Source organism: Deinococcus humi, assembly GCF_014201875.1.
Taxonomy (GTDB): domain Bacteria; phylum Deinococcota; class Deinococci; order Deinococcales; family Deinococcaceae; genus Deinococcus; species Deinococcus humi.
This window is the reverse complement of record NZ_JACHFL010000018.1, coordinates 76,456-100,010: the sequence shown is the minus strand read 5'-3', so window position 1 is coordinate 100,010 and position 23,555 is coordinate 76,456. Positions and strand designations below refer to the sequence as shown.

Below are 23,555 nucleotides of genomic sequence, written 5' to 3'. Positions count from 1 at the left end.
TCCTACTCTCGCACTGCTTGGTCTGTCATGCTGCCCGCCTCGCTTGAGGCTCAGAAAAGATACAGGCCATTCGCCTTTCTGTCAACACCTCCCAACTCACCTTTCGTCAATCCTCGCTGAGACGCCCACGAGTTGATGGGAGGACAAGCAGAAAGATGCGCTCAGACAACAAATTCCCCACACGCCCAATTTTTAAGATGCGGTGGACTGGCGTGACTCGCGCAACAGTTCGGAGAGGCGTGACAGGCAACGACTGTACTTCTTGGCGTAGGCCCCATAGCGGTACGTGTCGTTGAAAAGCGTTCCGAGCGACGCGCCTGTAAAGACGGCAGGTAAACCCAGGTCGTAGAGCTTGTCGATGAAATGGACGAACCGCAGAGCGACATTCTGATCCGTCATTGGCACCAGATCGAGCACCCCCACGGCGCTGACGCCTGACAGAAGCCCGGCGAAACGGCTGGGATGTATTTTCAGCAGGTGACGGTTGAGGTCACGATGACTCAGGACGGCCAGTGTGTCCGGGTCCTGGGCGGCCTGCCAGCCTATGTATTCCGCAGCTGTAAACACATCCTCAGGCCGCGTGCCTCGCTGGCGGTAGTCGGGGCCATCCAGCCGGCGCGTCTCAAACCGCTCGGCGATGCCCTGAATCTGGCGCTGGAAGTCTCCCGCATTGAATCGGCCCTGACCCAGCGCGCCGGGTTCGGTGTTGCTTGTAGCGATCACGGACGTTCCACCCGGCATCAATTGACCTAAAAAGGTGTTGGCCATATGGGTATTGCCGGGATCGTCCAGCTCGAACTCGTCAATCAGCAGCAGGTCATGGTTCCGGAAGGCGTCTACTGCGCGGTTCATCCCCAGCGCGCCAATCAGATACATCAAATCCTGGAAGCTCATGATGGCGCGTGTGCCGTCCGAAGCGTGGTAGGCGCTAGCGAGCAGGTGCGTCTTACCCACGCCGAAGCCGCCGTCCAGATAAACACCTCTACCCTCAGGACGGCGGCGACGGAAGAACCGCAGGCCGCCGGACCTGGGTTGCGCCACGTCAACGAAAGTCTGAAGGCTGTCACGCGCTGCAGCCTGACTGGGATATTCGGCATTGGGCCGATACGTCCCAAAACGAACATCCTCAAAGCGGGCACTGGGCATGAGTTCGGCGGTCAGCGTCGCAGGGTCGGGGGCAGGGTTGCGGGCGAGCAGGTCAATCATGACAGGGCCGTCTCCGCTCTTGCTTGCACGCCCGCGCCGTCAGTTGGTTGATCGAAAGCCTCCGCCACAAGAGACAGCACTTAGAGGGGAAACCCCGCACGCTATTACTTGTGGACTTCAAGTTCCACCTTGTAGTTGCCGCGCCGCGTTTCATTGACCACACGCTTGAAATCAATGCGGCCCAGGCCATCGGCACTCAGGCTGTCACCCTCGCGGATGTCACTGCTGGCTCGGGCGGGGCCGCCGTTAAGCCGGACCTTTCCGCCGTCAATACCCTGCTGAAAATAGGCCCGGCTGACGCCGAAACCTTTGGCCCCCACCACATCGACCCTCATGGACGGAACCACGACTTCGCGGGTCTTGCTGCCCCGGCCCGCCGTCTCGCCGACCTCCTCTACCTCAATGTCGCGGCCGCCCAGCGTCGTCAGGGCTTCCAGGGTCTGGGCGGCCTTGCCGGTGGCGGCGATCAAGAAGCTGCCGCGTTCCTCGCGCACGTCGCCCAGTTGTTCCTCGTTAAGTTCTAGACGGCGCAGTTGCACCAGAAAATCCTGCTCGTCCCAGGCCGGGGCAGCCTGGGCGGGGGTCAGGCGCAGCACCGTCACGCCCGCGTCGACCTCTGGGATGTGGGCCGGATGCAGGGTGAGCACCACGCGACGCGCATCAGCGAAGCCCCCAGCGATGCGGTGGCGCACCTCCTCGTCGTTCAATAGGCGGCGGTCAATCTCGTCGCCATCCATGAATCCGGTGCGGACCACCCGGCCTCCGCGCGCCTGGGCCACCAATGTGGACAGTTTCTGCTTCATGCCCGGCAGAATAGTGCGTGGGCCAGGGCTCAGGGGAGCAACAGGACCGATCAGTCTTAAGGCTTGCCGCCAAGCAGGCCAACCGGCCTATCTCTGCCAGGAACGCACTGACACGACCTATGGGGCCAGCGCAGCGTGGAAAATATCCCCTTAGACAGCGAGAGGCGATCCCCATTGCATTCTGCCGAACCCGAAACATCCTACCCCGTTTCGCTCAGAACGAAATTAGGTTAAACTATCGGCATGACCGAACCGCTCGACGCCGCCCTGCGTCCCAAATCGCTGACTGAATACGTGGGCCAGGAGAAACTGAAGGACAAGTTGACCGTGTACCTTCAAGCTGCCAGAGGTCGGAAGGAGGCGCTAGACCATACGTTACTGTTTGGACCTCCGGGGCTGGGTAAGACCACGCTGGCGCACATTATCGCCGCCGAACTGGGAGTGAACATCCGCGTGACCTCCGGGCCAGCGATTGAAAAACCAGGCGATCTGGCAGCCATCCTCACCAACAGTCTGGAGGAGGGCGACGTGCTGTTCATCGACGAGATCCATCGTCTGGGACGCGTCGCTGAAGAACACCTGTACCCGGCAATGGAAGATTTCAAGCTGGACATCGTGCTGGGGCAGGGACCGGCGGCGCGCACCATCGAATTACCGCTGCCACGTTTCACGCTGGTAGGTGCCACGACGCGCCCCGGCCTGATCAGTGCGCCTATGCGTTCGCGCTTCGGCATCATTGAACACCTGGAGTATTACACCTCGGAGGAAATCGCCACCAACCTGCTGCGTGACGCCCGGCTGCTGGGGTTCGGGTTGCAGGAGGAAGCCGCACTGGAAATCGGCGCACGTTCGCGGGGGACTATGCGAATTGCCAAACGACTGCTGCGCCGGGTCCGCGATTATGCCGAGGTGGCCGGGGAAAGCACCATTGAGCTGGAGCGCTCTTACAGCGCCCTGGACAAACTGGGGCTGGACGCGGCGGGGCTGGACGACCGCGACAAGAAGTATCTGGAAACGCTGATTCACCGCTTTGCAGGTGGGCCAGTCGGGGTGGACACCCTGGCCACCGCTATTTCGGAAGATGCACTGACCCTGGAAGATGTATACGAGCCTTACCTGATCCAGCTGGGCTTTATCAAACGCACGCCGCGCGGACGTGTGGCGACAGCGCACGCCTATGACCATCTGGGGCTGCCGATGGGCGGCCCAGACGGAGAGATGGGGTTTTACACCAACTGATTTGCCCTCGTCTCCGCTCTACTTCTGTTTGAAGGAAGTCCAGGGACCGGTGTAGTTCAGAAGGGGGCGCGCGTTGTCATACCTCGTGGGGCCGAACTGATCATCGGTGCCCAGGCTCTGAGTTTCGTCCACCGCGTTCCATCCAGGGTGCAGGGTCATGTCCTAGGGGGTGATCTCTCCCCCGCACCCTAAGGTTCCGGATAGCCGCCCGGCACTCTCGGCATACACAAAGAGCAGGTACTTAAGCATAATGGTGCCGTCCGGATTCCTGACAGCCATTTCCGGACGCACGAGATATCGCTGGCCCGGCACGTCGTATTCCGGCGCACCCAGCGACTGCACCCTGGCATCTTGCTCAACGTTCAGGTCCTGCACTGCACATCGCAGTTGCGCCCATGGGTGGCCTTCCAGTCTATCAGCGAGCCCATACGTACCCTGGCCCTGACCAGCGATTCGATTCGGAGATCCAGGGTGCCATCCGGCTTGACCTTTCCGATAGCGAAGCGCTGTATCCAGTCACGCCAGTACAGCGGCACCGCCCTGTCGATAGATGTGGTCAGTCTCAGCAGTCCTTCCGAGGTCAACGTGAGGCTGGACGCCTCGGGCGGCAGCGTTTGCGCTCCCGAAACCGGACAGAAGAGGGCGGCAATGATGAATGGGACAAAGAGACGGGCCTTCACGTTGTCAGAATAGAACGCGACCGGAAGACGCAGGCGCGAATTTTACGTCTACACTTTCTCCTATGAATGCTCCCCAGGTTCAGGTCTTCGGCACCCGGAAAAGCAAGGAAACCCGCTCCGCCGAGCGGTTTTTCAAGGAGCGCAAGATCAAGATTCATTTTGTGGATTTGACGCAGCGCCCTCTGGCAAAGGGAGAACTGACGCGTTTTGTGCAGAAATTCGGCCTGAACGCCCTGCTGGATCTGGAAGGCAAAGCCTATGAGCGCAGCAATCTGGCCTACCTGAGAACCACTGAAGACGGCATTATTGCCAAGGTCATCGAGACACCCGAGTTGCTGCGGCTACCGCTGGTGCGCGGCGGCAAGGTGCTGAGCGTGGGCGAGGACCTGGACCTTTGGAAAGCCATGCTGGAGGTGGAATGATGTCCTCCATCACTGACCTTGAGACGCGGCATTGGGGAACGCTGCCGGACGGCCAGGACGTTCAGCTTTTCGTGCTGCGCGCCGCGAACGGCCTGACTGTCACGCTGGGTGAGTACGGCGCGCGGCTGCTGCGGGTGCAGGTGCCGGATCGCCACGGCCGGCCGGGCGACGTGCTCCTGGGCCACCCCGATCTGGAGGCCTACCTGGAGCAGGACGACGCCCTGTACTTCGGCGCGACGATTGGCCGGGTCGCCAACCGGATCGCGCGCGGACGCTTTGAGCTGGAAGGCGAGGCGTACCAACTGGCGATCAACAACGCACCCAACCATCTGCACGGTGGGCCTGGCGGCTTCCATGCCGTGCGCTGGCAGGGAGAGGCACTGCCCGACGAGGAGGGCGGTGTGCGCGGTGTGGTCTTCCGTTACCGCAGCCCGGACGGTGAGGAGGGCTATCCAGGGGCTGTGGACGTGACCGCCCGTTACACCCTGAGCGACGACGGGGTGCTGACGCTGGACTGCTGGGCCGAACCCGACGCGCCCACCCCGATCAGCATGACCAATCACGCGTACTGGAATCTGGCCGACGGGGGCGCGGGGAGTGTTCTGGGACAAACCCTGACCCTGGCCGCTGAGCAGTTTCTGGCAGTGGACGATACCGCGATTCCAGAGGCACTGAGGACCGTGGCGGGAACGCCCTTCGACTTCCGCACGGCCAAACCGCTGGGTCAGGATATTGAGGTCGAGGATCAGCAGTTTCAGCGGACAGGAGGCTACGATCATCACTTCGTCCTTCCCGATGTCGGGGGCGAGTTGCGCCACGCCGGGACGCTTCACGATCCCGTGAGCGGACGCCAGATGGAGATCTGGACCACGGAGAACGGGGTGCAGCTCTACAGCGGCAACTTCCTGAGCGGACAGATGGTCGGCTGGGACGGGGCGCGCTACGGCTGGCGGTCAGCCGTCTGCCTGGAAACACAGCAGGCCCCCGACGCGGTGAATCAGCCCCTGCTCGACCGTCTCGGAACGGGATCAAGCATCGTGCAGCCCACCCAGCGTTACCACACGCAAACCCAGCTGCGTTTTTCAGCCCAACCTGAGTAGGGTCAATGCGCAGGATCCGGACATTAATGGAAAGACCAGAGGCCGCAGTCCACTCCCAGCGCGCGCTACAGTCAGTGTTGCTATGACCCTATCCTCCTCACCGCGCCTGACCGTCTGGAACGAGTACCGCCACGAGCTGGAAAACCCCAAGGTCAGTGTTCACTATCCGAACGGCATTCACACCGTGATCGCCGACGGGTTACGGGCACACGGCTTTGAGGGGGTTCGGACAGCCACCCTGGATCAGCCGGAACACGGCCTGAATGACGAGGTTCTGGCCAGCACCGATGTCCTGCTGTGGTGGGGCCATAAGGCGCACGGCGACGTGTCGGACGATGTCGCCGCGAAAGTGGTGGCCCGCGTGCTGGACGGGATGGGACTGATCGTGTTGCACTCGGGGCATTTCAGCAAGCCCTTCAAGACGCTGATGGGCACCGGCTGTGACCTGAAGTGGCGCGAGGTGGGCGAGAAGGAGCGGCTGTGGGTGGTCAACCCTGCCCATCCCGTTGCACAGGGCGTGGGCGAAATGATCGAGCTGGAGCACGAGGAGATGTACGGTGAGCACTTTGACATCCCGGTGCCCGAAGAGCTGGTCTTCGTGAGCTGGTTCGCGGGCGGCGAGGTTTTCAGGAGCGGCTGCACGTTCACGCGCGGCAGCGGCAAGATCTTCTACTTCCGGCCCGGCCACGAAACCTTCCCGACGTACCACCACGCGCAAATTCAGCAGGTGATCGCCAACGCCGCCCGCTGGGCCGCCCCCACAGCCAGCGCGCCACGCTCGTTCGGGCACCGGCCACAGCCCCTGGAAAAGCTGTGACAGACGCTCCTTTGAATGTCGGTATCATCGGCGCGGGGGCCATCTCGCAGCGGCACTTCGAGGGCTACCGGCACGCGGGGGCGCACCTGGCGGCCTTCGCCGAGCCACATCCCGAGACCCGCTCCCGACGCGAAACCGAGTGGAACGCGCGCGGCTACGCCGATTTTATGGCGATGCTGGAGGGTGGGGAGGTGCAGGCGGTAAGTATCTGCACGCCCAACGCCTTCCATGCGCCTGCGGCCCTGGCGGCTCTGCGGCGCGGCATTCACGTCCTGTGCGAGAAACCGCTGTCCCTGGATCTGGCTGCCTGCGACGAGATGATCGCTGCGGCGCGGGAAGGCGGGGCCATCCTCCAGACCGGACACCACCTGCGTTCCAGTCCGCCTGTGCAGACGGCCAAGCGCCTGATTGACGAGGGCCGTATCGGGCGAGTGACCTTTATGCGCCTGCGGCAGGCCCACGATTGGGGCGGTGCCCCAGAGGTGCGGGGGGCTTTCGGCAGTCTGGCGGCGTCGGGCGGCGGCACACTGCTGGACAACGGCTGTCACATGATGGATCTAGCGCGGCACCTCGGCGGCGACGTGAGCAGTATCTACGCCCGCATGGGCACGCTGAAGTTCGACATTGAGGTGGAGGACACCAGCGTGTCCAACCTGGAATTTCGCAGCGGCGCGTTCGCCAGTGTGGAGAACGCGTGGACGGCGACGGGCTGGGAGGAAAGTTTCGCCGTCTACGGCACCGAGGGCGCGTTGGAATGCAGCAACCGCCTGGGCAAACCGCGCCTGCGCTTTGTCAACCGCGAATTCGGCTACAGCCAGTGGGGCCAGACCGACGAGACGTGGTATGACTTCGCCACGTCAGACAACGCCCATATGCGCGGCGTCGTGGCCTTTGTGCAGAGCATTCAGCAGGGCACGCCTGTGGTGTGTACCGGCGAGGATGGCCGAGAAAGTGTGAGGCTGGTGCTGGGCGGCTACGAGAGCGCGCGGACGGGGCTCCCCGTTCGCTGGTAATTCCGTTCTGCCCCCCCATTGCCCGCTCTACAAGTCCAGCGGCGGCCAGAAACTGTAGCGATAGTCATTGGGAAACAGGATGCTTGACTGAACTCCATTCAGCCTGAACACCTGCATGTTGTTCTGGGCCGGATCGAAGGTCTACTCAGCTGAATGCATCCAAGAGCTGACGCTGTGCGGGCGTGAAGTCAATGGCATCGGTCAGGTTGTCCACCTTGCTCTGGAAGGCAGAGGCCAGGCTGCTGGAGTGGTGCGCGCCCAGACCCGGCAGGTTGCCGCCCGCGACTGACGGATGGATAACGGGCCTCCTCATGTGGACTCGGGGAGCATGCCGATAGCCCCACAATCAGCAAAAAGACCCCAGGCCAATGCCCAGGGTCGGGACCGAAAAGTCAGACGTTCAGTCGCCCCGGAAAATCTTACCTACCTTGTCGAAAAAGCCTTCGTGTTTCTCGTTGACCTCATCGCCCACCGCGCGGGCGTAGGCCAGCAACGCCTCGCGGGCTTCGGGAGTCAGCTCCTTAGGCTTCGGCACAGTCACGTCATATTCCACAATCAGGTCACCGCTGCCGCGTCCCTGCAAGCGGGGCATGCCCTGACCGGTCAGGCGGTGCAACTCGCCATGCTGGGTGCCGGGCTTGACCTCCACCACCTGCTCACCGTCCAGTGTGGGCACTGTGACGTGGCCGCCCAGAGCCGCCTTAGCAAACCCGATTCTGGCCGCGTAGATCAGGTGTTCCTGCTCGCGGCGCAATTCAGGATGACTTTCCATCTCAATGTGCACGTAAAGATCACCGTTGCCCCCCGGCCCCTCGTTGCCCATGCCCGAGACCCGGATGCGGTAGCCCTCATCGATGCCGCGCGGCAGCTTGACGCCTACCTTTTCTGCCTTGAGGGTACGCCCGCGTCCCTTGCAGACGGTGCAGGGGTCCTGGATGATCTGGCCCTCGCCCCGGCAAGTGGGGCAGGGCTGCTGGGTCTCCACCACGCCGAAGATCGTGCGGGCCTGGGCCCGCACCGCTCCAACACCAGAGCAGGTGGGGCAGGCCTTGGGAGGCTTGCCGCCGGGTTCGGTCTTGCTGCCGTGGCAGTGTTCACACTCGGTCAGGCGGTCTACGACCACCTCGACCTCCTCGCCCGCACGCGCCTGCAGCAGCGTGACCTGAACTTCGGTTTCCAGGTCATCGCCGCGGGCCGGGCCACGCCGCCCACGCCCACCGGCCATCCCGCCGAAGAGCTGCTCGAAGATGTCCATCGGGTCAAAGCCCGCACCGCCCATGCCACCGAACGGATCGCCGCCGGGCATCCCCGCACCGGGGGCCGAGCCGAAGCGGTCGTAGTGCGCGCGTTTCTCGGTGTCAGACAGCACCGAGTAGGCCTCACTGATCTGCGCGAATTTCTCGTGCGCGCCGTCTTCCTTGTTGCGATCCGGGTGGTACTTGAGGGCCAGTTTGCGGTAGGCAGATTTGATTTCGTCGGCGCTTGAAGTCCTGGTCACGCCCAGCAGTTCGTAATAATCCATGTGTCGTATTCCGCCGGGCACCTTTTATTTCAGGGCAGCAGGTGCCGGGCCTCCGCTCTACAGGTTAACATGACCACACTCAAGAAAAGTAGGCCGAGGACAGTCGCATGATGAGAAGCAGCGGCGTGGGTGGCTTCCCTTCAGCCCAGGCGCGCCGCACGTCCGCTCTAAACCTCTCAAGAAGGCTCCGGCTTGACACCCCCGCTACGAATCCGTAAGATACGGGAGTCCAATAGTTAGTCATCTAAGTAGTTTTAGCTCAGCCGCTGCCCATTCCGCCGGAGGTGTCTTTTGACCCGTAGTCCCGCCCATGTTGACCGCCTGAGCCTCGAAGACGTGAACGCTCTGAGCACCGACGCCTTTACCCACTATTTCGCCGGGGTGTTGGAGCATTCGCCGCAATATGCCGAGGCCGCCGCTGCACAGCGTCCCTTCAAGCATGTTGAAGAGATAGCCGATGCCTTCAGGACCGCTGTACAGGACGACTCTAAGGCTGCGCAGTTGAAATTGATCCGCGCCCATCCGGATCTGGCGGGCAAGGCGGCGCTGGCCGGAGAATTGACCGCTGAAAGCGCCCATGAGCAGGCTTCGGCGGGGCTGGACCGCCTGAGTCCAGACGAGTTCGCCGAGTTCGGGCGGCTGAACGAGGCCTACCATGAGAAGTTCGATCTGCCCTACGTGGTGTGCGTGCGCGAGAATGACAAGGACAGCATCTTCGAGGGGGCCAGGCGACGGCTGGCCAACACGCCAGAGCAGGAGCGGGCCGCCGCCCTGCATGAGATCAGCCGGATTGCCCGGCTGCGCATTCTGGACCTGATCGCCGACGGCAACGGGAAGTGAGGGGGAAGGCCTATGACTCAGACCGAGAACAAGAAACCCAGGGTCAAAGTGAAGCTGGGCGAGAACAACTACGGCAAGGCCGAAGTTAACCTGATGAAGATCAACCGCGACAGCAAGCGTCACGAGATCCGTGAATTGCAGGTGCGCGTGGCGATGACCGGCGACTTCGACGCTGCGCATAGCCGGGGCGACAACACCGACTTGATCGCCACCGACACGGTCCGCAACACCATCTACGGGCTGGCCAAGGAAGGCTTTGGGAGCAGCCCTGAGGAGTTCGGCAAGGAACTCGTGGCTCACTTCGTCCACACCGGGGCCAGGGTGTCGGGCGGCTTTGTGGAGTTCACTGAGCACCTCTGGGACCGCGTGCAGGTGAACGGCCAGGGCCATGATCATTCCTTCGTCCGCCAGATGCCCAAGCGCACCGGACGCGTGGAGAGCGAGGACGGCGAGACCTTCAAGGTCACTTCCGGCATCGAGGAGCTGTACGTCCTGAAAACCACCGAGAGCGGCTGGGAGAACTACCGACTCGACGAGCGTTTCACCACACTGCCGGAGACGCACGAACGCGTGATGGCGACTTTTATCACCGCCAGGTGGGAGTACAACACCGACAGTGCCGACTACGACGCCGTGTGGGCCAGGGTCTTCAGGCAGCTTCAGGAGACCCTGACCGATCACTACTCACCCAGCCTCCAGAACACGCTGTACCTGATGGGTGAGGCCGTGCTGTCGGCCTGCCCCGAGATCTCGCGGATCTGGTTCCGCATGCCCAACAAACACCACCTGCAGTACAACCTGCAGCGCTTCGGCCTGGAGAACAATCTGGAGATCATGCATGTTGATCCCGAACCCTATGGCCTGATGGAAGGCTGGGTGGAGCGCGCTTAATGGCCGCCCATGCCGGACTGAGCACGCACGTGCTGGACACCGCGCGGGGCCGTCCTGCCCAGGGCGTCCGGGTGGAGCTGTGGCACATCGAGCGTCACGTCGAGAGTGAGGAGCGCAAGAAACTCACTGCCGCCGTCACCAACGCTGACGGGCGCACCGACGCTCCGCTGATCGAACGTGGCAGCCTGCAGGCCGGCACCTACGAGCTGACCTTCCACGTCGCCGACTATTTCGCAAATTTCGATGCTGCCGCCGATCCACCCTTTCTGGACGTGGTGACCCTGCGCTTCACGGTGGGCCACCCGGACGCCCATTACCACGTTCCCCTGGTAATGACGCCGTGGTCCTACAGCACCTACCGGGGCAGCTGAGGGTCAACCCCTCTCAAAAGTTCATGCAAGCCAAAGACAGGGCGGAAGCCCATCCTCGGGCCTTTCGGTTTTTAGGGATGCCTGTTCGCGGCATTTTCGTGCACATCCTGGGCCTCTGATCCCTAGAATGCCCTGGTATGGCCAGTGACAGGCGCGGATGGAATCTGGGACTGGGCGTAGGCGTGCTGCTGGTGGGAGTGCTGGCTCTAGCCCCTCTGGTACTGCCGCGTCCGCAGGTTCCAACCGTAACGCGTGTGGCCCTGCCCGCACCGGCCACACCGATGGCCAACACACTGACGACGGATAGGGAGCCGCCCACCTATCCCACCACGGCCAGCATTCAGCCCCTGATCTCGGGACGGGTCAACCTGAACACCGCGACTCAGGAGCAGTTGGAGGCGCTGCCCAAAGTTGGCCCGTCAATGGCGGCCAAGATCATCGCCGCCCGGCCTCTGCGGTCACAGGCGGATCTGGACGCCATCAAGGGTATGGGCGAGGCGACGCTGAAAGTCCTGATCCCGCTGGTCAGCTACTAGTGCAGGAGGCTGCGCGCTCCCCGACTCTCCTCACGCCCCAGAATCCGTCAGGACGACTGGCGTGGTCCATTCCCGCTGTGCTGGGCGTCATCGGAGGGATTCAACTGGGGCTGGGCGTGTGGTGGGGCGTGCTGACGCTGCTGTCGGGCATCATTCTGGCCCTGCGCGATGCCCGCCTGCCCCTGGCCGCGCTGGCCTTGCTAGGTGCGGCGCTGGGGCTGGGCTCCGAACGGCTGGTCACCGGGCGGGCCGATCCGCTGGCCCCGTGGCTGGGCGCGCAGGTCACGCTGACCGGAGAATGGGACGGACAGTTTCTGACTCTCAGGGAACCGCACGCGCGGCTGGCAGTCGCCCCCAAACCCACCTCGAAACCTGGCCAGCTGGTGGTCAGCGGACGGCTGGTGGCCCCCGAAGGCCAGCGGACCCCTGGCGGCTTCAATCAGGCAGCGTGGCTGCGCGCCCAGGGCGGGGTCTTTCTCCCCACCCCCAGCGCGGTACTGGTGGCCGCGAAAGTCCGCAGCAGTCAGGTGGAAAGGGGGCTGCGCGGCTGGTTCCGGCGCGGCCTGACGGTGGGCCTCCCGGCACGTGAGGCCGCGCTGATGACTGCCATCGAGCTGGAAGACCGGAACGACATAGGCCGCGAGGAATTTACGGCGGGCTATGGAATCCGGGATGGCTTCAACCGCTCCGGCCTGGCCCACCTGATGGCCCTCTCGGGGCAGAACGTCGCGCTGATCACGGTGGTGCTGATCTGGATCTTCGGCTGGCTGAGGTGGCCTCCACTCCTGCGCTTCGGCGTGCCGGCCCTGTTGCTGCTGCCCTACCTGGCCCTGGTTGGCGTGTCCCCCAGCATCACTCGCGCGGTGATCATGGGCTTCACAGTGCTGGCCGCCCTGGCATTGGGACGCGGGCGGCCCGATCCCTACGGCCTGATGGCGCTGACTGCTCTGGTCTGTCTGCTGCTGTTTCCGCTGTGGCTGCTGGACGTCGGCTTTCAGCTGTCGTTTCTGGCGGTGCTGGCCCTGACCCTGTCATTGAAGGCCGCTGGGAAGCTGCCGGAACGCTGGCCCCTGTGGCTGAGACTGGCGCTGGTGGCCACCGTGCTGGCCGAACTGGGTACGCTTCCGGTGATCGCGGGGACCTTCGGCCAGTTGCCACTGGTGGGCCTGCCGGCCAATCTGGTGGCAGGGCTGGTGATGACTGCGCTGGTGCCGCTGGGCTTCCTAGCCGGGTTGCTGGGGCCGGGCGCCATCATTGTCAACCCGCTGGTGGGACCGCTGGCGGCACTGCTGCTGGGCATCGTCGAGACCTTCGGGCAGGCCCCGGTGTTGACCTGGGGACAGGTGTCGCCTGCCGGTTTTGTCTCCTACGCGGTGTGCGCGGTGGCCGGCGCAGCGTGGCTGTGGGGCCGTGTGCGTTTCCGGGCGGTGCTGGCTACGCTCCTGGTCTGCACTCTGCTGACCCTGTTGCCGGGACGCCTGCATCCACCACGTGAGCTGGTATTTATAGACATCGGTCAAGGAGACTGCACCCTGATCCGGCTGCCCCATTTGACTGTGCTGATCGACGCGGGCGGCTCAGTGAACAGTGATTTCGATGTAGGAGGACGTACTGTCGTTCCCGCCCTGCGTGCGCTGGGCGTCCGCAAACTGGATATAGTGATCGGCACCCACGCCGACACGGACCACCTTGAGGGCATCAGCGGTGTGCTGCGCGCCCTGCCGGTGGGCGAACTGTGGATCGGGCAGCGCAAGACCGATGACCCGGTGATGACCACCCTGCTGACCACGGCGAAAGAGGAAGGCGTGCCCATCCGCGAAGTCCGGCGAGGCGATCAGATCGCCGCAGACGGTGCGACCATGACGGTGCTGTGGCCCACCGGGCAGGTCTGGAGCAGCGAGGACAACGAGAACAGTGTGGCCGTGCGCCTTGAGTCCGGCACATGGCGAACTGCAATTTTAGGGGATCTGCCCGATCCCACCGAGCATTATCTGGGACTGGGCCACCTGAACGTTCTGAAGGTCGCACACCACGGCAGCCGCTTCAGTACCGACGCGGCACTGCTGAAGGAAACAGCACCCACCGACGCGATCATCAGCGTGGGGCGCAACACCTACGGCCACCCGAATCCGGAGATGCTGGAACGGCTGGGAGCAGCTGGCGTCAGGATCTGGAGAACCGACCGGATGGGGACGATTCGCTGGCCGATCCCGCGAAACGGGAGGGATTGAAACTGTCACCACCTATCACCCCCGCTTTCAGCAGTGCCGGACAGACGATCAATCTCATCCTGAACTGTGGAGGGCACCCCTGGCAGCTCTGCGCGACCAGCTCACACAACTCCGGGGGATGGTTTCCCTGCCTCCGATGAACTGGTGCTGGCCGGACGACTTTCCAGACCCCTTCGAGAGTCCGCATCGTGATCATGCGCTGAGAGCGGCCATTCAACCTCAGTGGCCTGAACTGGGCTTTTACGATGCGACGAGTCTGTCTGCCGCAATCACGCCAGACACTGTGGAGGTGGGCGACGATATGGATGACCTCGCTGATCTCGTCAAGAACTTGAGCGAAGCGGTTCAGCTGGCCTCAACCGATCTGCCCGGAGGGCTGTCGTGGCTGCGTTTCACAGCGGACGCGCATTGGGGCGATCACGTCGACGACCTAATTCACCATCTCAATTTCATTGTCGCAAGCGGCGCGCAGGGTCCAGTCTAAAGCTCCACCCGCTTCCCGGTCCGCGCCGAGGCGAACAGCGCGTCCAGCACTCGCGCATGGCGCACGCTATCGTCAGGGGGATACAGGGCCTCCTCCTCGCCCAGCGCGACGCGCTGGAAGTGTTCCACCATTGCGGCGTAAGCGTTGAAGGGCGGGAACTCCTCCTCGCTGCGTCCTCCGCCACTGGTGACGGTGAACGACACAGGAGAATGGGTATTGCTGTGGAAGACGCCGTTCATGTCCAGCGTGCCGCGCGTGCCCAGGATGGTCAGGCGCTGGGTGGCCGCGTCGCCCCAGTCGAAGGCACAGTCCACACTCGCCAGGGCCTGTGGGTACTCCAAGACGCCGCTGAGGCCCATATCCACACCGCCCCCGGTCCAGCGGGCGCGGGCGACGGCGGCGGTAGGTTCGCCCAGCAGCAGCCGCACCAGATTGATGGCGTAGGTTCCCACGTCGAAAAGGGCGCCGCCCCCCTTGTCCGCATGCCAGCGGAAGTCGTCAGGATTGGTCAGGGTGAAGCCGAAGGCCGCCCGCACCGCCCGGATCTCGCCCAGTTCGCCGCTTTGCACGAGTTGCCGCAAGCGCACAATATGGGGATGGAAGCGGTAGGCGAAGGCTTCGAGCAACACGCGCTCCGTCCCTGCTGCCGTGTCTGCCAGTTCCTGTGCCTCTTCGGCGTTCAGGACCAGGGGCTTCTCGGTCAGGACGTGCTTGCCCGCCCGCATCGTGGCCAGGGACCACGGCAGGTGCAGGTCATTGGGCAAAGGATTGTAGACGGCGTCCAGATCGGCGTCCAACACGTCCTGATAGCCGCCCACCAGCGGCACGCCCCATTCCTCGGAAAAAGCCTGCGCCCGCTCAGAGTCGGGATCGCGCACGCCCAGCGCCACCACCTCTCCCCCAACCGCCCGGATGGCCGGAATCAATGCCCGCGCAATGCGCGCCGCCCCCAGCAGACCCCAGCGAAGGCCCGCAGCGGACCGAACAGCCCTTACCCCAGAAATTGACATGGTTGAGGATGACACGGCGGCGCAGAAGGATGGGGTTCTTCGGTTACCGCCTGTTCAGCAGGTAGACCTTCGGATGATGGCCGCCACTGGAAACCTGCAGTATTTCGCGTGCGTTCCAACGCGACTGGCCTTCCAGCAGGCCCTCGAACAGCCGGATCTCGTGGGTGATCACGGCCATGCGGCCCTGTCGGCTGAGCAGGCGGTGCATTTCTTCCAGGAAGACTGGGTACAGCGCCGCGTTGCCCCCGTGCGTGCCGATGGCGTCGCCCCACGGCAAGTCGGCCACGATCAGGTCGAAGGAGCGGGCCGGAAGGCCGGTCTGAAGCGCGTCGATACGCGCCACCTCGATCTCCCGTCCGGCCGCCTGGATGTTGGTCCTGGCACAGTCCACCGCCGACGCGTCGATGTCCACGCCCACCAGAGCGTCGCTCGGCCCCAGCAGGTCGCGCTCGATCAGCAGGGTGCCGCTGCCGCACATTGGGTTGAAGATGCGGTCCACGTCGCGCTGCCCGGCCAGTTTATGGGTGGCGTAAGCCAGCGTGGCGTTCAGACCGCCGTGCATGTTGCACGCCCGCCAGGGCCGCGCGCTGAGTGGCCTGGGCGTGGTGCGGGCCAGCACATCCCAGCCCGGACCGTCCGTTTCGGGACGCAGGCGGATCAGCAACTGGCCGTCTTCGGGACGGTAGGGCAGTTCCAGCGCGTTCTCAAGTTCCTCGGCCAGGCGCTGCATCACGCCCGACTCCTTGCCCGCCGCGCCCAGCCGGAAGGAGGTCTGGCCGCCCACGGCCAGTACGCTGCGCAGAAAGTCGGTCAGCTCGCCCAGTTGCTGGTGGCCCAGCAGCCCGCGCGGGCGCGGCACGTCCCAGGTGCGGACCCGATAGACGGCCAGCGCCGAGCGCAGCCGGGTCAGGCGTTCGGGGTCACCTGGAAACCAGAAGCGCAGCCCGTGGATGTCGCGGGCCAGTGGGACGGTCTGCAATTCGGTGGCCGCGACATGTTCTAGACCCGGCAGCACTTCCAGCTCGTACTCGTGGGCGGGCTGGCGGGCACGGTGATCGGCGGGGCCTGTTCTGGAGTGGGGACGACTCTTCCTCTTCCCGGCGGGTTGAAAACGGTCTGGACGTGGGGAGCGAGGCATAGCAGGGCAGTATAGCCCCGATGGGCCAGGGACAGGGCCACGAGGAGGACCGCCCATCCCACACCGCCGCCCCTCTGCGCCACAGCCGCCCGGCAACAGGCGTACAATCCGGGCCGCGTTTATGACCCGGCCCCCCGCCCCCGACCCGCGTTTTCCAAATCCGTCTGCCGCCGGAATGCGGCGCAAGCCCTGGCTCTCGCGGCTGCGCCCGCCGCAACTGATTGCCCTGACCTTTGCGCTGGCCATTCTGGTGGGCGCCGGGCTGCTGGCCCTGCCCATCAGTCTGGAGCCGGGGCAGAGCATCCGCCCGATTCAGGCGCTGTTCATGGCAACGAGCGCCGTGTGCGTGACCGGGCTGGGGGTGGTGGACGTGGGGACCACCTTTACCACCTTCGGCGAGGTGGTGATGCTGTTGCTGATCCAGATTGGTGGCCTGGGACTGATCACGCTGGGCACGCTGTTCGCCATTGCGCTGCGGCGACGGGTGGGCATCGCCGACCGCATTCAGGTGGCGCAGCAGGTCAACACCCTGGAGCTGGGCGGGGTGGTCAAGCTAGTGCGGACGATTGTCCTGAGTTCGGTGCTGGTGGAACTGGTCGGCACCGTGTTGCTCTCCAGCGTTTTCGTGCCCGAAGAAGGGCTGGGCAGAGGATTGTATTTCTCGCTGTTTCACTCGGTCAGCGCCTTCAACAACGCGGGGTTCAGCCTGTACGCCACTGGCCTAACCGGTTTCGTGACCAACCCGATCATCAATCTGGTCATCCCATTGCTGATCGTGCTGGGCGGCATGGGCTTTCTGGTGCAGCTGAACGTGCTGGCGTACCTCAGAGACCGCCGCCGCAACCGCCTCAACGCCAACAGCAAACTGTCGCTGGTCATGATGGCGGCGCTGCTGCTGGTCGGCACGCTCAGTTTCGCGCTGCTGGAATGGACCAATCCGGCCACACTGGGCACATTGCCCCTGGGCGGCAAAATACTGGCCGCGTGGTTTCACGGCGTCACGCCGCGCACCGCCGGCTTCAACACGCTGGACTACAGCACCATGCACTACGGCACCATCTTCGTCACCATCTTGCTGATGTTCATCGGGGCCAACCCAGGCTCTACGGGCGGTGGCATCAAGACCACCACCTTCTACGTGATGATGGCCTCCGCGTGGGGCATGGTGCGCGGGCGACACGACACCACGCTGTTCCGGCGGCGCATCGGCACCACCACGATCCTGCGGGCCATGACCGTGGGGCTGCTGAGTCTGGGACTGGTCAATCTGGGTTTCCTGCTGATGCTGTTGCTGAACACCAATCCAGAGCTGAAGTTTGTACAGCTGTTCTTCGAGACCATCAGCGCCTTCGCCACCGTGGGCCTGAGTATGAACACCACGCCGCTGCTAAACCCGGATCAAGAGGTCGTGCTGATCTTCCTGATGTTCCTGGGCCGTATCGGTCCGCTGACCTTCGCCGTGGCCTTCAGCCGTCCGGATTCCAGGACGCTGGTGCGCTACCCACAGGAGCAAGACATTCTGATCGGCTGAGCGGGCGCACAGCGTTCCTGTCAGGCCATCGCAGACGGATCAGCCTGATCTTACCGTCAGTGCCCGCACCCTCCGAACTCCACCTTCCCATCACGCCCCACGCGGGTGTATAATCCCAGGGTTGCCCGCTACGCACAAGTGACGTGGCGGAGGAGGCACGCACATGAAAAAAGATATCCACCCCAAAGCTGTTCCCACCAAAATCATTTATCAGGGCAAGGTCATCATGGAAACCATGAGCACCCGCCCCGAGATTCACGTTGACGTCTGGAGCGGCGTTCACCCCTTCTGGACAGGCGAAGAACGCTTCCTGGACACCGAGGGCCGCGTGGACAAGTTCAACAAGCGCTTCGGCGACAGCTACCGCACCAAGAAGAAGTAAGCCCGACACTTCTGAACGCGCCCTGCCTGTGTGGCAGGGCGTTTTTCGTTTGCCCGTACCAGAACGCGGCGGGGTTTGGCATACTTCCAGCGTGCTTAGATCTCCCTTTCACGGCGGCCACCTCGAAGTGATCGTCGGTCCCATGTTCAGCGGCAAGAGCGAGGAGCTGATCCGCCGCGTGACCCGCTCGCTGATCGCCAGACAGAATGTGCTGGTGTTTAAACCCGCGTTAGATGACCGCTATCACGCGTCCGCTGTCGCCAGCCACGCCGGGCGTAGCGTGGAGGCGCTGGCGGTGCGGAACGTGGCCGACATCCGCGCCCATCTGTCCGGCGAAGACCGCCTGCTGGGCGCGGAAGCGGGCAGCGGGAAGCCGCCGCTGCCCGACGTGGTGGGCATCGACGAGGTGCAATTCTTCGACGCAGAAGTGGTCACCCTCGCCCTGGAACTGGCCGACGCGGGCGTGCGGGTCATTCTGGCGGGGCTGGATCTGGACTTCCGGGCTGAGCCTTTCGGCCCCATGCCTCAGCTGCTGGCCCGCGCCGAGAGCGTCGAGAAGCTCACGGCCATCTGCACCGTCTGCGGCGCGCCGGCCACCCGCTCCCAGCGCCTGATTGGCGGTCAGCCGGCGCGCTACGACGATCCGGTGGTGCTGGTCGGGGCGCGGGAAAGTTATGAGGCCCGCTGCCGGGTTCACCACACCGTGCTGGAACAGCCCATGTCCGCGTCTCAGCCGTGGAGTGAGGAGCGGGCAGTCGGGGTCTGACCGCAGTTGCGAAGGGGAGAGGCCAGCGATTGGCCTCTCCCCTTTTTGTCCGTGGCTCTGGAGCTCTAGAAGGTGTAGCCCTTCGGCACCACCACCACACCACTCTCGGTGACGGTGAAGCCGCGTGCGCGGTCCTCCTCTATATCCAGGCCGATCTTGGTACCGGGGGGAATCACGACGTTCTTGTCCACGATGGCCCGGCGCAGGTGGGAGTGCCGGCCCACCTCCACATCGTCGAACAGCACGCAGCTTTCGACCACCGAGTAGGAATGCGTGTGGATGCTGCGCCCCAGCACGCTGTCACGTACCGTGCCGCCGCTGATGATGGTGCCGCCGGCCATGATCGAGTTGAAGGCCTGCCCCTTGCGGCCCTCGCTCTCGTGGACGAACTTGGCGGGCGGAGAGAACTCGCTGCTGGTCCGCAAAGGCCAGTCGGCGTTGTACAGGCCGAACTCGGGATTCACACTGACCAGATCCATGTTGGCGTCGAAATAGGCGTCCAGTGTGCCCACATCGCGCCAGTACAGGTTAGGGCCGCTCTGGCCCGGAATGGGGTTCTTGTGGAAGTCGTAGGCCATCACGTTGTAGCCGTCGGACAGGGCGCGCGGAATCACGTCGCCACCAAAGTCGAAGCCGTCCTCGCCGTCCCCCATGCTGGTCACCAGCAGCTCTTCCAGGGCGCGGCGCGAGAAGATGTAGTTGCCCATGCTGGTCAGGCTGGTGCCCGGCTGCCCAGGGATGCTGGGCGGGTTCTTGGGCTTTTCCAGGAAGTCCGTCACTTTCCACTTCTCGTCGACATGCATGATGCCGAACTGGTGCGCCTGCTCCTGCGGCATCGGGTAGGCGGCGATGGTGATATCGGCGCGGGTATCGATATGGGTCTGGATCATGTGCTCGACATTCATCTTGTAGATGTGATCGCCCGAGAAGATCGCCACATAGTCGGCCTTGTTGTTGTCCAGCAGGTGCAGATTCTGATACACCGCGTCCGCCGTGCCCCGGTACCAGACCGGCCCCAGTTCCTCAATGCGGTACATCTGCGCCGGGACCAGGGTGATGAAATAGTCGCTGAGGAAGGTGCCGAAGCGCCAGCCGCGCTGGATGTGCTCGGTCAGGCTCTGGGCCTTGTACTGGGTCAACACGTAGATGCTGAACAGCCCGGAGTTGATGAAGTTGTTGATGGCGAAGTCGATGATGCGGTACTTGCTGCCGAAGGGCACGGCAGGCTTGGAGCGCTTCTGCGTCAATGGGGCCAACCGTGAGCCCTGCCCGCCAGCCAGAATCATTCCTAGTACGCGTGGTTTCATATCTTACCCCCTGTGAAATGAGCGGTGCTGTGGAAGGGCAGTTCCTCCCAGAAGAGCTTCCCCGGCTAGGGAATTGAACTTGATCTCGGTTCCCACTCTAACTGTGCCGGGCCGCCGACTTCTCCCCCGGTCTAATTAACACTCAGCTTATGGGCGGCTCTCGCGGCTTCCCCGAAGCGCACCCCAGCCGCCCTTGGCGTGAGCACCTGCGCGCCCAGCTGACTGCGCATCGCGGTGAGCTGCCGCTTGGCATACTGCCGCGAGGCCAGCACAATCCGCGCCGTCGCCTGGGCTTCATCCAGCTCCCCGGTGTGGACCGCCCAGGCCTCGCGGTACCCCAGGGCCTGCCAGGCAGTGGGGCGCGGCACGGTGTCCGCAGGCAATCGGGCCGCCAGCCACGCCGCCTCTTCGGCCCAGCCTGCGGCGAACATGGTCTCCACACGCTTCTGCATCCGCGCCTCCAGCTCGGGGCCAGGGCGGGTAAAGGCGGTCACGGCATACTGAAACTGCGGCGGACGGGTGCCGAAAGAGCCGGGATACCGTCCGGTGCGGCGATAAATTTCTGTGGCACGCACCACGCGGCGAGGATTGCGCTCCATACGGACCGCTTCCGCCGGATCGTGGGCAGCGATGTCGGCCAGCAGGGCGTCCAGCCCGCGCTCGGCCAGATCGGCCTCCACGGCGGCGCGCTCCACGGGGTCCGCCGGCGGGGTCAGCGGCAAACCCCGCAGCAGGGCCGCGAGGTAGAACGTCGTGCCGCCCACCACCAGCGGCACGCGCCCGCGTTCCAGCACATCCGCGATGGCGACCTCGGCCTCCCGTACGTAACGGGCGACGTCGTAGTTCTCAGTCACCTCTGTCACGTCCAGCAGGTGGTGGGGCACGGCCTCCCGTTCGGCAGCCGTGGGTTTGGCAGTGCCGATATCCAGCCCCCGGTACACCGTGAAGGCGTCTGCCGAAACCACCTCCAGCGCGGCTCCCAGGGCCGGATCGGCAGCCAGTTCCAGGGCCAGCGCCGACTTCCCGGCAGCGGTGGGGGCAATCAGCAGGGGAATCTGAAGGGGGCGTGACGGCGACATTCCTCCCACTTTAGGCGCTGGTCTCCCAGGCGGCGCGGTGCTAGCGTGGGCAGCATGAATGAGCCGGTGCTGGCCCGCCTGCAACACCTGATGACCCTGCGCGAGGAGGTGGAGACCCTCGGGGCCGGGCCCTGGATTCCCGCCGCCGACTGGGCTGATGAGGACGCCCACCTCACGCTGTATCTGGACGTGCCGGGTATCTCTCCGGAGCGGCTGGAGATGCACGAGGAGGACGGCATGCTGACCGTGGCCGGGGAGCGCACCGCTCCGGAAGGCTTGTTGAGCGCCGAACGGGCTTCCGGGATCTTCCGACGCGTACTGACCTTCCCGCGCGAGGTGCTGCCGCAGACGGGGGAAGCGCATCTGGCGGGGGGTGTCTTGACCGTGCGTTTTCAGAAAAAGCACCCCACCATTGATGTCGGTGTGCGCCCCGGGTAGACATTTCGGACGAAAACGCCAGGAAAGCAGAGCGGCGCTACCCGCAGTCAGGGGCCGTTTGCCCATGCATCAGCCCTGTCCACCCCATATCCGGGCTGGGCTGACAGGTTGGGCCATGCGGTAAAATGGACGCCTTATGAAATTCACTCGGTCCGTTCTCCTGAGCGCCGCCCTGCTGGGGACGGCGTCCGCCGCACCCGTCACGATTACCGTCCTGCACACCGACGACCTGCACGGCCACCTGGAGCCCACCAAGATCGGCGAGGGTATGTACGGCGGTTACACCCGGCAGACCACGCTGATCAAGCAGTTCGCCGCGCAGGACACCAATCCGCTGATCCTGTCGGGCGGCGATACCTTCCAGGGAACGCTGTTCTACAACGTCTACAAGGGTCTGGCCGACGTGCTGTTCATGAACTACCAGGGCTATCAGGCGATGGCCGTGGGCAATCACGAGTTCGACGATGGCCCGGCGGCCCTGGCGAAGTTCGTGGACAAGGCCACCTTCCCAGTTCTGGCAGCAAACATCGACGTCAGCGCTGAACCGCTGCTCAAGGACCGCATCAAGCCCTACGCCATCCTCAGCGTGGGCGGCGAGAAGGTCGGTGTGGTGGGCGCCGTGACCCCCGATCTGCCGCTGATCAGCAGCCCCGGCGAGAACGTCAAGATGCTGGACGTGATGAACAGCATCCAGGCCAGCGTGGACGCGCTGAGGGGCCAGGGCATCAACAAGATCTTCCTGGTCTCGCACCTGGGTTACACGCTGGAGCAGGAGGTCGCGGCGAAGGTGTCGGGCCTGGACGTGATCGTCGGCGGCCACTCGCACACGCTGCTGGGTACCTTTGACAACAAGGATTTCCCAGCCAGCGAGGGACCATACCCCACCGTCGTCAACAACCCGGACGGCAACAAAACCCTACTGGTCGCCTCCTGGGAATGGGGCAAGGTGCTGGGCCGCATTCAGGTCAAGTTCGACGACGCCGGGGCCGTGCAGTCCTGGGAGGGCAACCCCATTCCGGTGTCTGCCGACATCGCCGAGGACGACACCGCCAAGCGCATGGTCAATACCCTGACTGTGCCGATTGCTGCCCTGCGCCGTCAGGTGGTGGGCAACGCGCCCCAAGGCCTGAACGGCAGCCGTGAACTGGTCCGCAAGCGCGAGAGTGGCATGGCGAACGTGCTGGCCGACGCTGCCCTGGCCGCCGCCCAGCGGGCGGGCGCAGATCTGGCGCTGGTCAACGGCGGGGGCGTGCGCGCCAGCATCGACGCCGGGCCGATCACCTTCGACGAGGCCATCACCGTGCAGCCGTTCGGCAACACCCTGACCGTCGTGGACCTGACTGGAGCGAAGATCCGTCAGGCGCTGGAGCATGGCGTCGCCACCTGGAGCGAGAACAAGGGCCAGTTCCTGCACGTCTCCAAGGGCATGAGCTACACCTTCGACCTGTCCAAGCCAGCGGGCAGCCGCGTGACCGCCGTGACCCTGAACGGTCAGCCGCTGGACGACGCCAAGACCTACAAGGTGGCCACCAACAACTTCACGGCGAGCGGCGGCGACGGCTTCACCGCCTTCGAGGGCGCGCCGCGTCTGGACACCGGCACGCTCGATATTGACGTCCTGGTGAACTACCTTAAGGCCAATCCCGACCTGATCGCCGAGCCGGAAGGCCGCATCGTGGTGCAGAACGAACCCAAGTAAGACCTGAACTCACAAGGCCCCTTCCACCAGAGACAGCGGAGGGGGCCTCT

General features: G+C 64.1%; 26 protein-coding genes. 16 read left to right on the top strand and 10 right to left on the bottom strand.

The genetic code is table 11. The features are described from left to right. Positions 1 to 192: 192 nt before the first annotated feature. Together zapE and HNQ08_RS22385 are read right to left on the bottom strand one after the other, a co-directional pair. Positions 193 to 1,206 (bottom strand): cell division protein ZapE, encoded by a 1,014-nt coding sequence (gene zapE / locus HNQ08_RS22390; protein ID WP_184137050.1) that lies wholly within the window; start codon positions 1,204 to 1,206, stop codon positions 193 to 195. Positions 1,207 to 1,310: 104 nt separating this feature from the next. Next, a complete protein-coding gene (locus tag HNQ08_RS22385) occupies positions 1,311 to 2,009 on the bottom strand; it encodes a S4 domain-containing protein (protein ID WP_184137048.1) in 699 nt (232 codons plus the stop codon). Between the two features lie 243 nt (positions 2,010 to 2,252). Here HNQ08_RS22385 and ruvB point away from each other — a divergent pair, with 243 nt between their 5' ends. Beyond that, positions 2,253 to 3,248 (top strand): Holliday junction branch migration DNA helicase RuvB, encoded by a 996-nt coding sequence (ruvB, locus tag HNQ08_RS22380; RefSeq protein WP_184137046.1) that lies wholly within the window; start codon positions 2,253 to 2,255, stop codon positions 3,246 to 3,248. Positions 3,249 to 3,266: 18 nt separating this feature from the next. Here the strand turns inward: ruvB and HNQ08_RS22375 are convergent, their stop codons facing one another. Both HNQ08_RS22375 and HNQ08_RS22370 read right to left on the bottom strand, forming a co-directional pair. Further along, positions 3,267 to 3,407 (bottom strand): hypothetical protein, encoded by a 141-nt coding sequence (locus HNQ08_RS22375; protein ID WP_184137044.1) that lies wholly within the window; start codon positions 3,405 to 3,407, stop codon positions 3,267 to 3,269. A gap of 203 nt (positions 3,408 to 3,610) precedes the next feature. Continuing rightward, the gene (locus tag HNQ08_RS22370) at positions 3,611 to 3,928 is read right to left on the bottom strand and encodes a hypothetical protein (RefSeq protein WP_184137042.1); all 318 of its coding nucleotides are present in this window, start codon (positions 3,926 to 3,928) and stop codon (positions 3,611 to 3,613) included. 62 nt (positions 3,929 to 3,990) lie between these two features. Between HNQ08_RS22370 and HNQ08_RS22365 the strand changes: the two genes are divergently transcribed. The 4 genes from HNQ08_RS22365 (at position 3,991) to HNQ08_RS22350 (ending at position 7,280) form a co-directional block, all read left to right on the top strand. Continuing rightward, the gene (locus HNQ08_RS22365; protein WP_184137040.1) at positions 3,991 to 4,350 is read left to right on the top strand and encodes an ArsC/Spx/MgsR family protein; all 360 of its coding nucleotides are present in this window, start codon (positions 3,991 to 3,993) and stop codon (positions 4,348 to 4,350) included. Then, complete coding sequence (locus HNQ08_RS22360) at positions 4,350 to 5,450, top strand: aldose epimerase family protein (protein ID WP_229790206.1); 1,101 nt, start codon at positions 4,350 to 4,352, stop codon at positions 5,448 to 5,450. Before HNQ08_RS22365 ends, HNQ08_RS22360 begins: the two co-directional genes overlap by 1 nt. Before the next feature lie 82 nt (positions 5,451 to 5,532). Next, positions 5,533 to 6,267, top strand: a complete 735-nt coding sequence (locus HNQ08_RS22355) for a ThuA domain-containing protein (protein WP_184137036.1) — start codon at positions 5,533 to 5,535, stop codon at positions 6,265 to 6,267. Next, positions 6,264 to 7,280 (top strand): Gfo/Idh/MocA family protein, encoded by a 1,017-nt coding sequence (locus tag HNQ08_RS22350; RefSeq protein ID WP_184137034.1) that lies wholly within the window; start codon positions 6,264 to 6,266, stop codon positions 7,278 to 7,280. Before HNQ08_RS22355 ends, HNQ08_RS22350 begins: the two co-directional genes overlap by 4 nt. A 145-nt stretch (positions 7,281 to 7,425) precedes the next feature. Here the strand turns inward: HNQ08_RS22350 and HNQ08_RS22345 are convergent, their stop codons facing one another. Together HNQ08_RS22345 and dnaJ are read right to left on the bottom strand one after the other, a co-directional pair. Further along, positions 7,426 to 7,593: a hypothetical protein gene (locus HNQ08_RS22345; protein WP_184137032.1), complete on the bottom strand. Its 168-nt coding sequence runs from the start codon at positions 7,591 to 7,593 to the stop codon at positions 7,426 to 7,428. Between the two features lie 87 nt (positions 7,594 to 7,680). Next, positions 7,681 to 8,802 (bottom strand): molecular chaperone DnaJ, encoded by a 1,122-nt coding sequence (gene dnaJ, locus HNQ08_RS22340; RefSeq protein ID WP_184137030.1) that lies wholly within the window; start codon positions 8,800 to 8,802, stop codon positions 7,681 to 7,683. Between the two features lie 291 nt (positions 8,803 to 9,093). On the opposite strand from dnaJ, the gene uraD reads away from it, so the two are divergent. From uraD to HNQ08_RS22315, 6 genes are all read left to right on the top strand, one after another. Then, a complete protein-coding gene (gene uraD / locus HNQ08_RS27625; RefSeq protein ID WP_229790205.1) occupies positions 9,094 to 9,642 on the top strand; it encodes a 2-oxo-4-hydroxy-4-carboxy-5-ureidoimidazoline decarboxylase in 549 nt (182 codons plus the stop codon). Positions 9,643 to 9,654: 12 nt separating this feature from the next. Beyond that, entirely contained in the window at positions 9,655 to 10,533 is an 879-nt protein-coding gene (gene pucL / locus HNQ08_RS27620; RefSeq protein ID WP_229790204.1) for a factor-independent urate hydroxylase, read from the top strand. Further along, positions 10,533 to 10,904, top strand: coding sequence for a hydroxyisourate hydrolase (gene uraH, locus HNQ08_RS22330; RefSeq protein WP_184137028.1), 372 nt, complete (start codon positions 10,533 to 10,535; stop codon positions 10,902 to 10,904). Before pucL ends, uraH begins: the two co-directional genes overlap by 1 nt. Before the next feature lie 137 nt (positions 10,905 to 11,041). After that, complete coding sequence (locus tag HNQ08_RS22325) at positions 11,042 to 11,440, top strand: ComEA family DNA-binding protein (protein ID WP_184137026.1); 399 nt, start codon at positions 11,042 to 11,044, stop codon at positions 11,438 to 11,440. 77 nt (positions 11,441 to 11,517) lie between these two features. Continuing rightward, positions 11,518 to 13,671: a DNA internalization-related competence protein ComEC/Rec2 gene (locus HNQ08_RS22320; RefSeq protein WP_184137024.1), complete on the top strand. Its 2,154-nt coding sequence runs from the start codon at positions 11,518 to 11,520 to the stop codon at positions 13,669 to 13,671. 118 nt (positions 13,672 to 13,789) lie between these two features. Continuing rightward, positions 13,790 to 14,155 carry a hypothetical protein gene (locus HNQ08_RS22315; protein ID WP_184137022.1) on the top strand — a complete coding sequence of 122 codons (366 nt, stop codon included), beginning with the start codon at positions 13,790 to 13,792 and terminating at the stop codon, positions 14,153 to 14,155. Here HNQ08_RS22315 and HNQ08_RS22310 read toward each other — a convergent pair. Together HNQ08_RS22310 and HNQ08_RS22305 are read right to left on the bottom strand one after the other, a co-directional pair. Continuing rightward, the gene (locus HNQ08_RS22310) at positions 14,152 to 15,165 is read right to left on the bottom strand and encodes a Gfo/Idh/MocA family protein (protein WP_184137020.1); all 1,014 of its coding nucleotides are present in this window, start codon (positions 15,163 to 15,165) and stop codon (positions 14,152 to 14,154) included. The genes HNQ08_RS22315 and HNQ08_RS22310 overlap by 4 nt on opposite strands. 43 nt (positions 15,166 to 15,208) lie before the next feature. Further along, the gene (locus HNQ08_RS22305; protein ID WP_184137018.1) at positions 15,209 to 16,303 is read right to left on the bottom strand and encodes a methyltransferase domain-containing protein; all 1,095 of its coding nucleotides are present in this window, start codon (positions 16,301 to 16,303) and stop codon (positions 15,209 to 15,211) included. Between the two features lie 121 nt (positions 16,304 to 16,424). Between HNQ08_RS22305 and HNQ08_RS22300 the strand changes: the two genes are divergently transcribed. From HNQ08_RS22300 to HNQ08_RS22290, 3 genes are all read left to right on the top strand, one after another. Next, positions 16,425 to 17,834, top strand: a complete 1,410-nt coding sequence (locus HNQ08_RS22300) for a TrkH family potassium uptake protein (protein WP_184137015.1) — start codon at positions 16,425 to 16,427, stop codon at positions 17,832 to 17,834. Positions 17,835 to 17,997: 163 nt separating this feature from the next. After that, positions 17,998 to 18,216, top strand: coding sequence for a 50S ribosomal protein L31 (rpmE, locus tag HNQ08_RS22295; RefSeq protein WP_029483090.1), 219 nt, complete (start codon positions 17,998 to 18,000; stop codon positions 18,214 to 18,216). Positions 18,217 to 18,307: 91 nt separating this feature from the next. After that, positions 18,308 to 18,982 carry a thymidine kinase gene (locus HNQ08_RS22290; RefSeq protein WP_184137013.1) on the top strand — a complete coding sequence of 225 codons (675 nt, stop codon included), beginning with the start codon at positions 18,308 to 18,310 and terminating at the stop codon, positions 18,980 to 18,982. A 65-nt stretch (positions 18,983 to 19,047) separates the two neighbouring features. On the opposite strand, the gene glgC is transcribed toward HNQ08_RS22290, so the two are convergent. Further along, positions 19,048 to 20,289: a glucose-1-phosphate adenylyltransferase gene (glgC, locus tag HNQ08_RS22285; protein WP_184137011.1), complete on the bottom strand. Its 1,242-nt coding sequence runs from the start codon at positions 20,287 to 20,289 to the stop codon at positions 19,048 to 19,050. A gap of 131 nt (positions 20,290 to 20,420) precedes the next feature. Beyond that, positions 20,421 to 21,368: a tRNA (adenosine(37)-N6)-dimethylallyltransferase MiaA gene (gene miaA, locus HNQ08_RS22280; protein WP_184137009.1), complete on the bottom strand. Its 948-nt coding sequence runs from the start codon at positions 21,366 to 21,368 to the stop codon at positions 20,421 to 20,423. A 54-nt stretch (positions 21,369 to 21,422) separates the two neighbouring features. Here miaA and HNQ08_RS22275 point away from each other — a divergent pair, with 54 nt between their 5' ends. Then, positions 21,423 to 21,806, top strand: a complete 384-nt coding sequence (locus HNQ08_RS22275; protein WP_184137007.1) for an Hsp20/alpha crystallin family protein — start codon at positions 21,423 to 21,425, stop codon at positions 21,804 to 21,806. A gap of 136 nt (positions 21,807 to 21,942) precedes the next feature. Beyond that, entirely contained in the window at positions 21,943 to 23,505 is a 1,563-nt protein-coding gene (locus HNQ08_RS22270) for a bifunctional metallophosphatase/5'-nucleotidase (protein ID WP_184137005.1), read from the top strand. Positions 23,506 to 23,555 lie beyond the last annotated feature (50 nt).

What these genes read in the sequence shown, in the direction of transcription:
- HNQ08_RS22315 (WP_184137022.1), top strand. Translation starts at nt 13,790, where the DNA reads ATGGTTTCCCTGCCTCCGATGAACTGGTGCTGGCCGGACGACTTTCCA.
- ruvB (WP_184137046.1), top strand. Translation starts at nt 2,253, where the DNA reads ATGACCGAACCGCTCGACGCCGCCCTGCGTCCCAAATCGCTGACTGAA.
- HNQ08_RS22385 (WP_184137048.1), bottom strand. Translation starts at nt 2,009, where the DNA reads ATGAAGCAGAAACTGTCCACATTGGTGGCCCAGGCGCGCGGAGGCCGG.
- HNQ08_RS22275 (WP_184137007.1), top strand. Translation starts at nt 21,423, where the DNA reads ATGAATGAGCCGGTGCTGGCCCGCCTGCAACACCTGATGACCCTGCGC.
- HNQ08_RS22310 (WP_184137020.1), bottom strand. Translation starts at nt 15,165, where the DNA reads ATGTCAATTTCTGGGGTAAGGGCTGTTCGGTCCGCTGCGGGCCTTCGC.
- HNQ08_RS22360 (WP_229790206.1), top strand. Translation starts at nt 4,350, where the DNA reads ATGTCCTCCATCACTGACCTTGAGACGCGGCATTGGGGAACGCTGCCG.
- HNQ08_RS22355 (WP_184137036.1), top strand. Translation starts at nt 5,533, where the DNA reads ATGACCCTATCCTCCTCACCGCGCCTGACCGTCTGGAACGAGTACCGC.
- HNQ08_RS22365 (WP_184137040.1), top strand. Translation starts at nt 3,991, where the DNA reads ATGAATGCTCCCCAGGTTCAGGTCTTCGGCACCCGGAAAAGCAAGGAA.
- HNQ08_RS22270 (WP_184137005.1), top strand. Translation starts at nt 21,943, where the DNA reads ATGAAATTCACTCGGTCCGTTCTCCTGAGCGCCGCCCTGCTGGGGACG.
- pucL (WP_229790204.1), top strand. Translation starts at nt 9,655, where the DNA reads ATGACTCAGACCGAGAACAAGAAACCCAGGGTCAAAGTGAAGCTGGGC.
- HNQ08_RS22300 (WP_184137015.1), top strand. Translation starts at nt 16,425, where the DNA reads ATGACCCGGCCCCCCGCCCCCGACCCGCGTTTTCCAAATCCGTCTGCC.
- rpmE (WP_029483090.1), top strand. Translation starts at nt 17,998, where the DNA reads ATGAAAAAAGATATCCACCCCAAAGCTGTTCCCACCAAAATCATTTAT.
- uraH (WP_184137028.1), top strand. Translation starts at nt 10,533, where the DNA reads ATGGCCGCCCATGCCGGACTGAGCACGCACGTGCTGGACACCGCGCGG.
- HNQ08_RS22325 (WP_184137026.1), top strand. Translation starts at nt 11,042, where the DNA reads ATGGCCAGTGACAGGCGCGGATGGAATCTGGGACTGGGCGTAGGCGTG.
- miaA (WP_184137009.1), bottom strand. Translation starts at nt 21,368, where the DNA reads ATGTCGCCGTCACGCCCCCTTCAGATTCCCCTGCTGATTGCCCCCACC.
- zapE (WP_184137050.1), bottom strand. Translation starts at nt 1,206, where the DNA reads ATGATTGACCTGCTCGCCCGCAACCCTGCCCCCGACCCTGCGACGCTG.
- HNQ08_RS22375 (WP_184137044.1), bottom strand. Translation starts at nt 3,407, where the DNA reads ATGACCCTGCACCCTGGATGGAACGCGGTGGACGAAACTCAGAGCCTG.
- dnaJ (WP_184137030.1), bottom strand. Translation starts at nt 8,802, where the DNA reads ATGGATTATTACGAACTGCTGGGCGTGACCAGGACTTCAAGCGCCGAC.
- glgC (WP_184137011.1), bottom strand. Translation starts at nt 20,289, where the DNA reads ATGAAACCACGCGTACTAGGAATGATTCTGGCTGGCGGGCAGGGCTCA.
- HNQ08_RS22305 (WP_184137018.1), bottom strand. Translation starts at nt 16,303, where the DNA reads ATGCCTCGCTCCCCACGTCCAGACCGTTTTCAACCCGCCGGGAAGAGG.
- HNQ08_RS22345 (WP_184137032.1), bottom strand. Translation starts at nt 7,593, where the DNA reads ATGAGGAGGCCCGTTATCCATCCGTCAGTCGCGGGCGGCAACCTGCCG.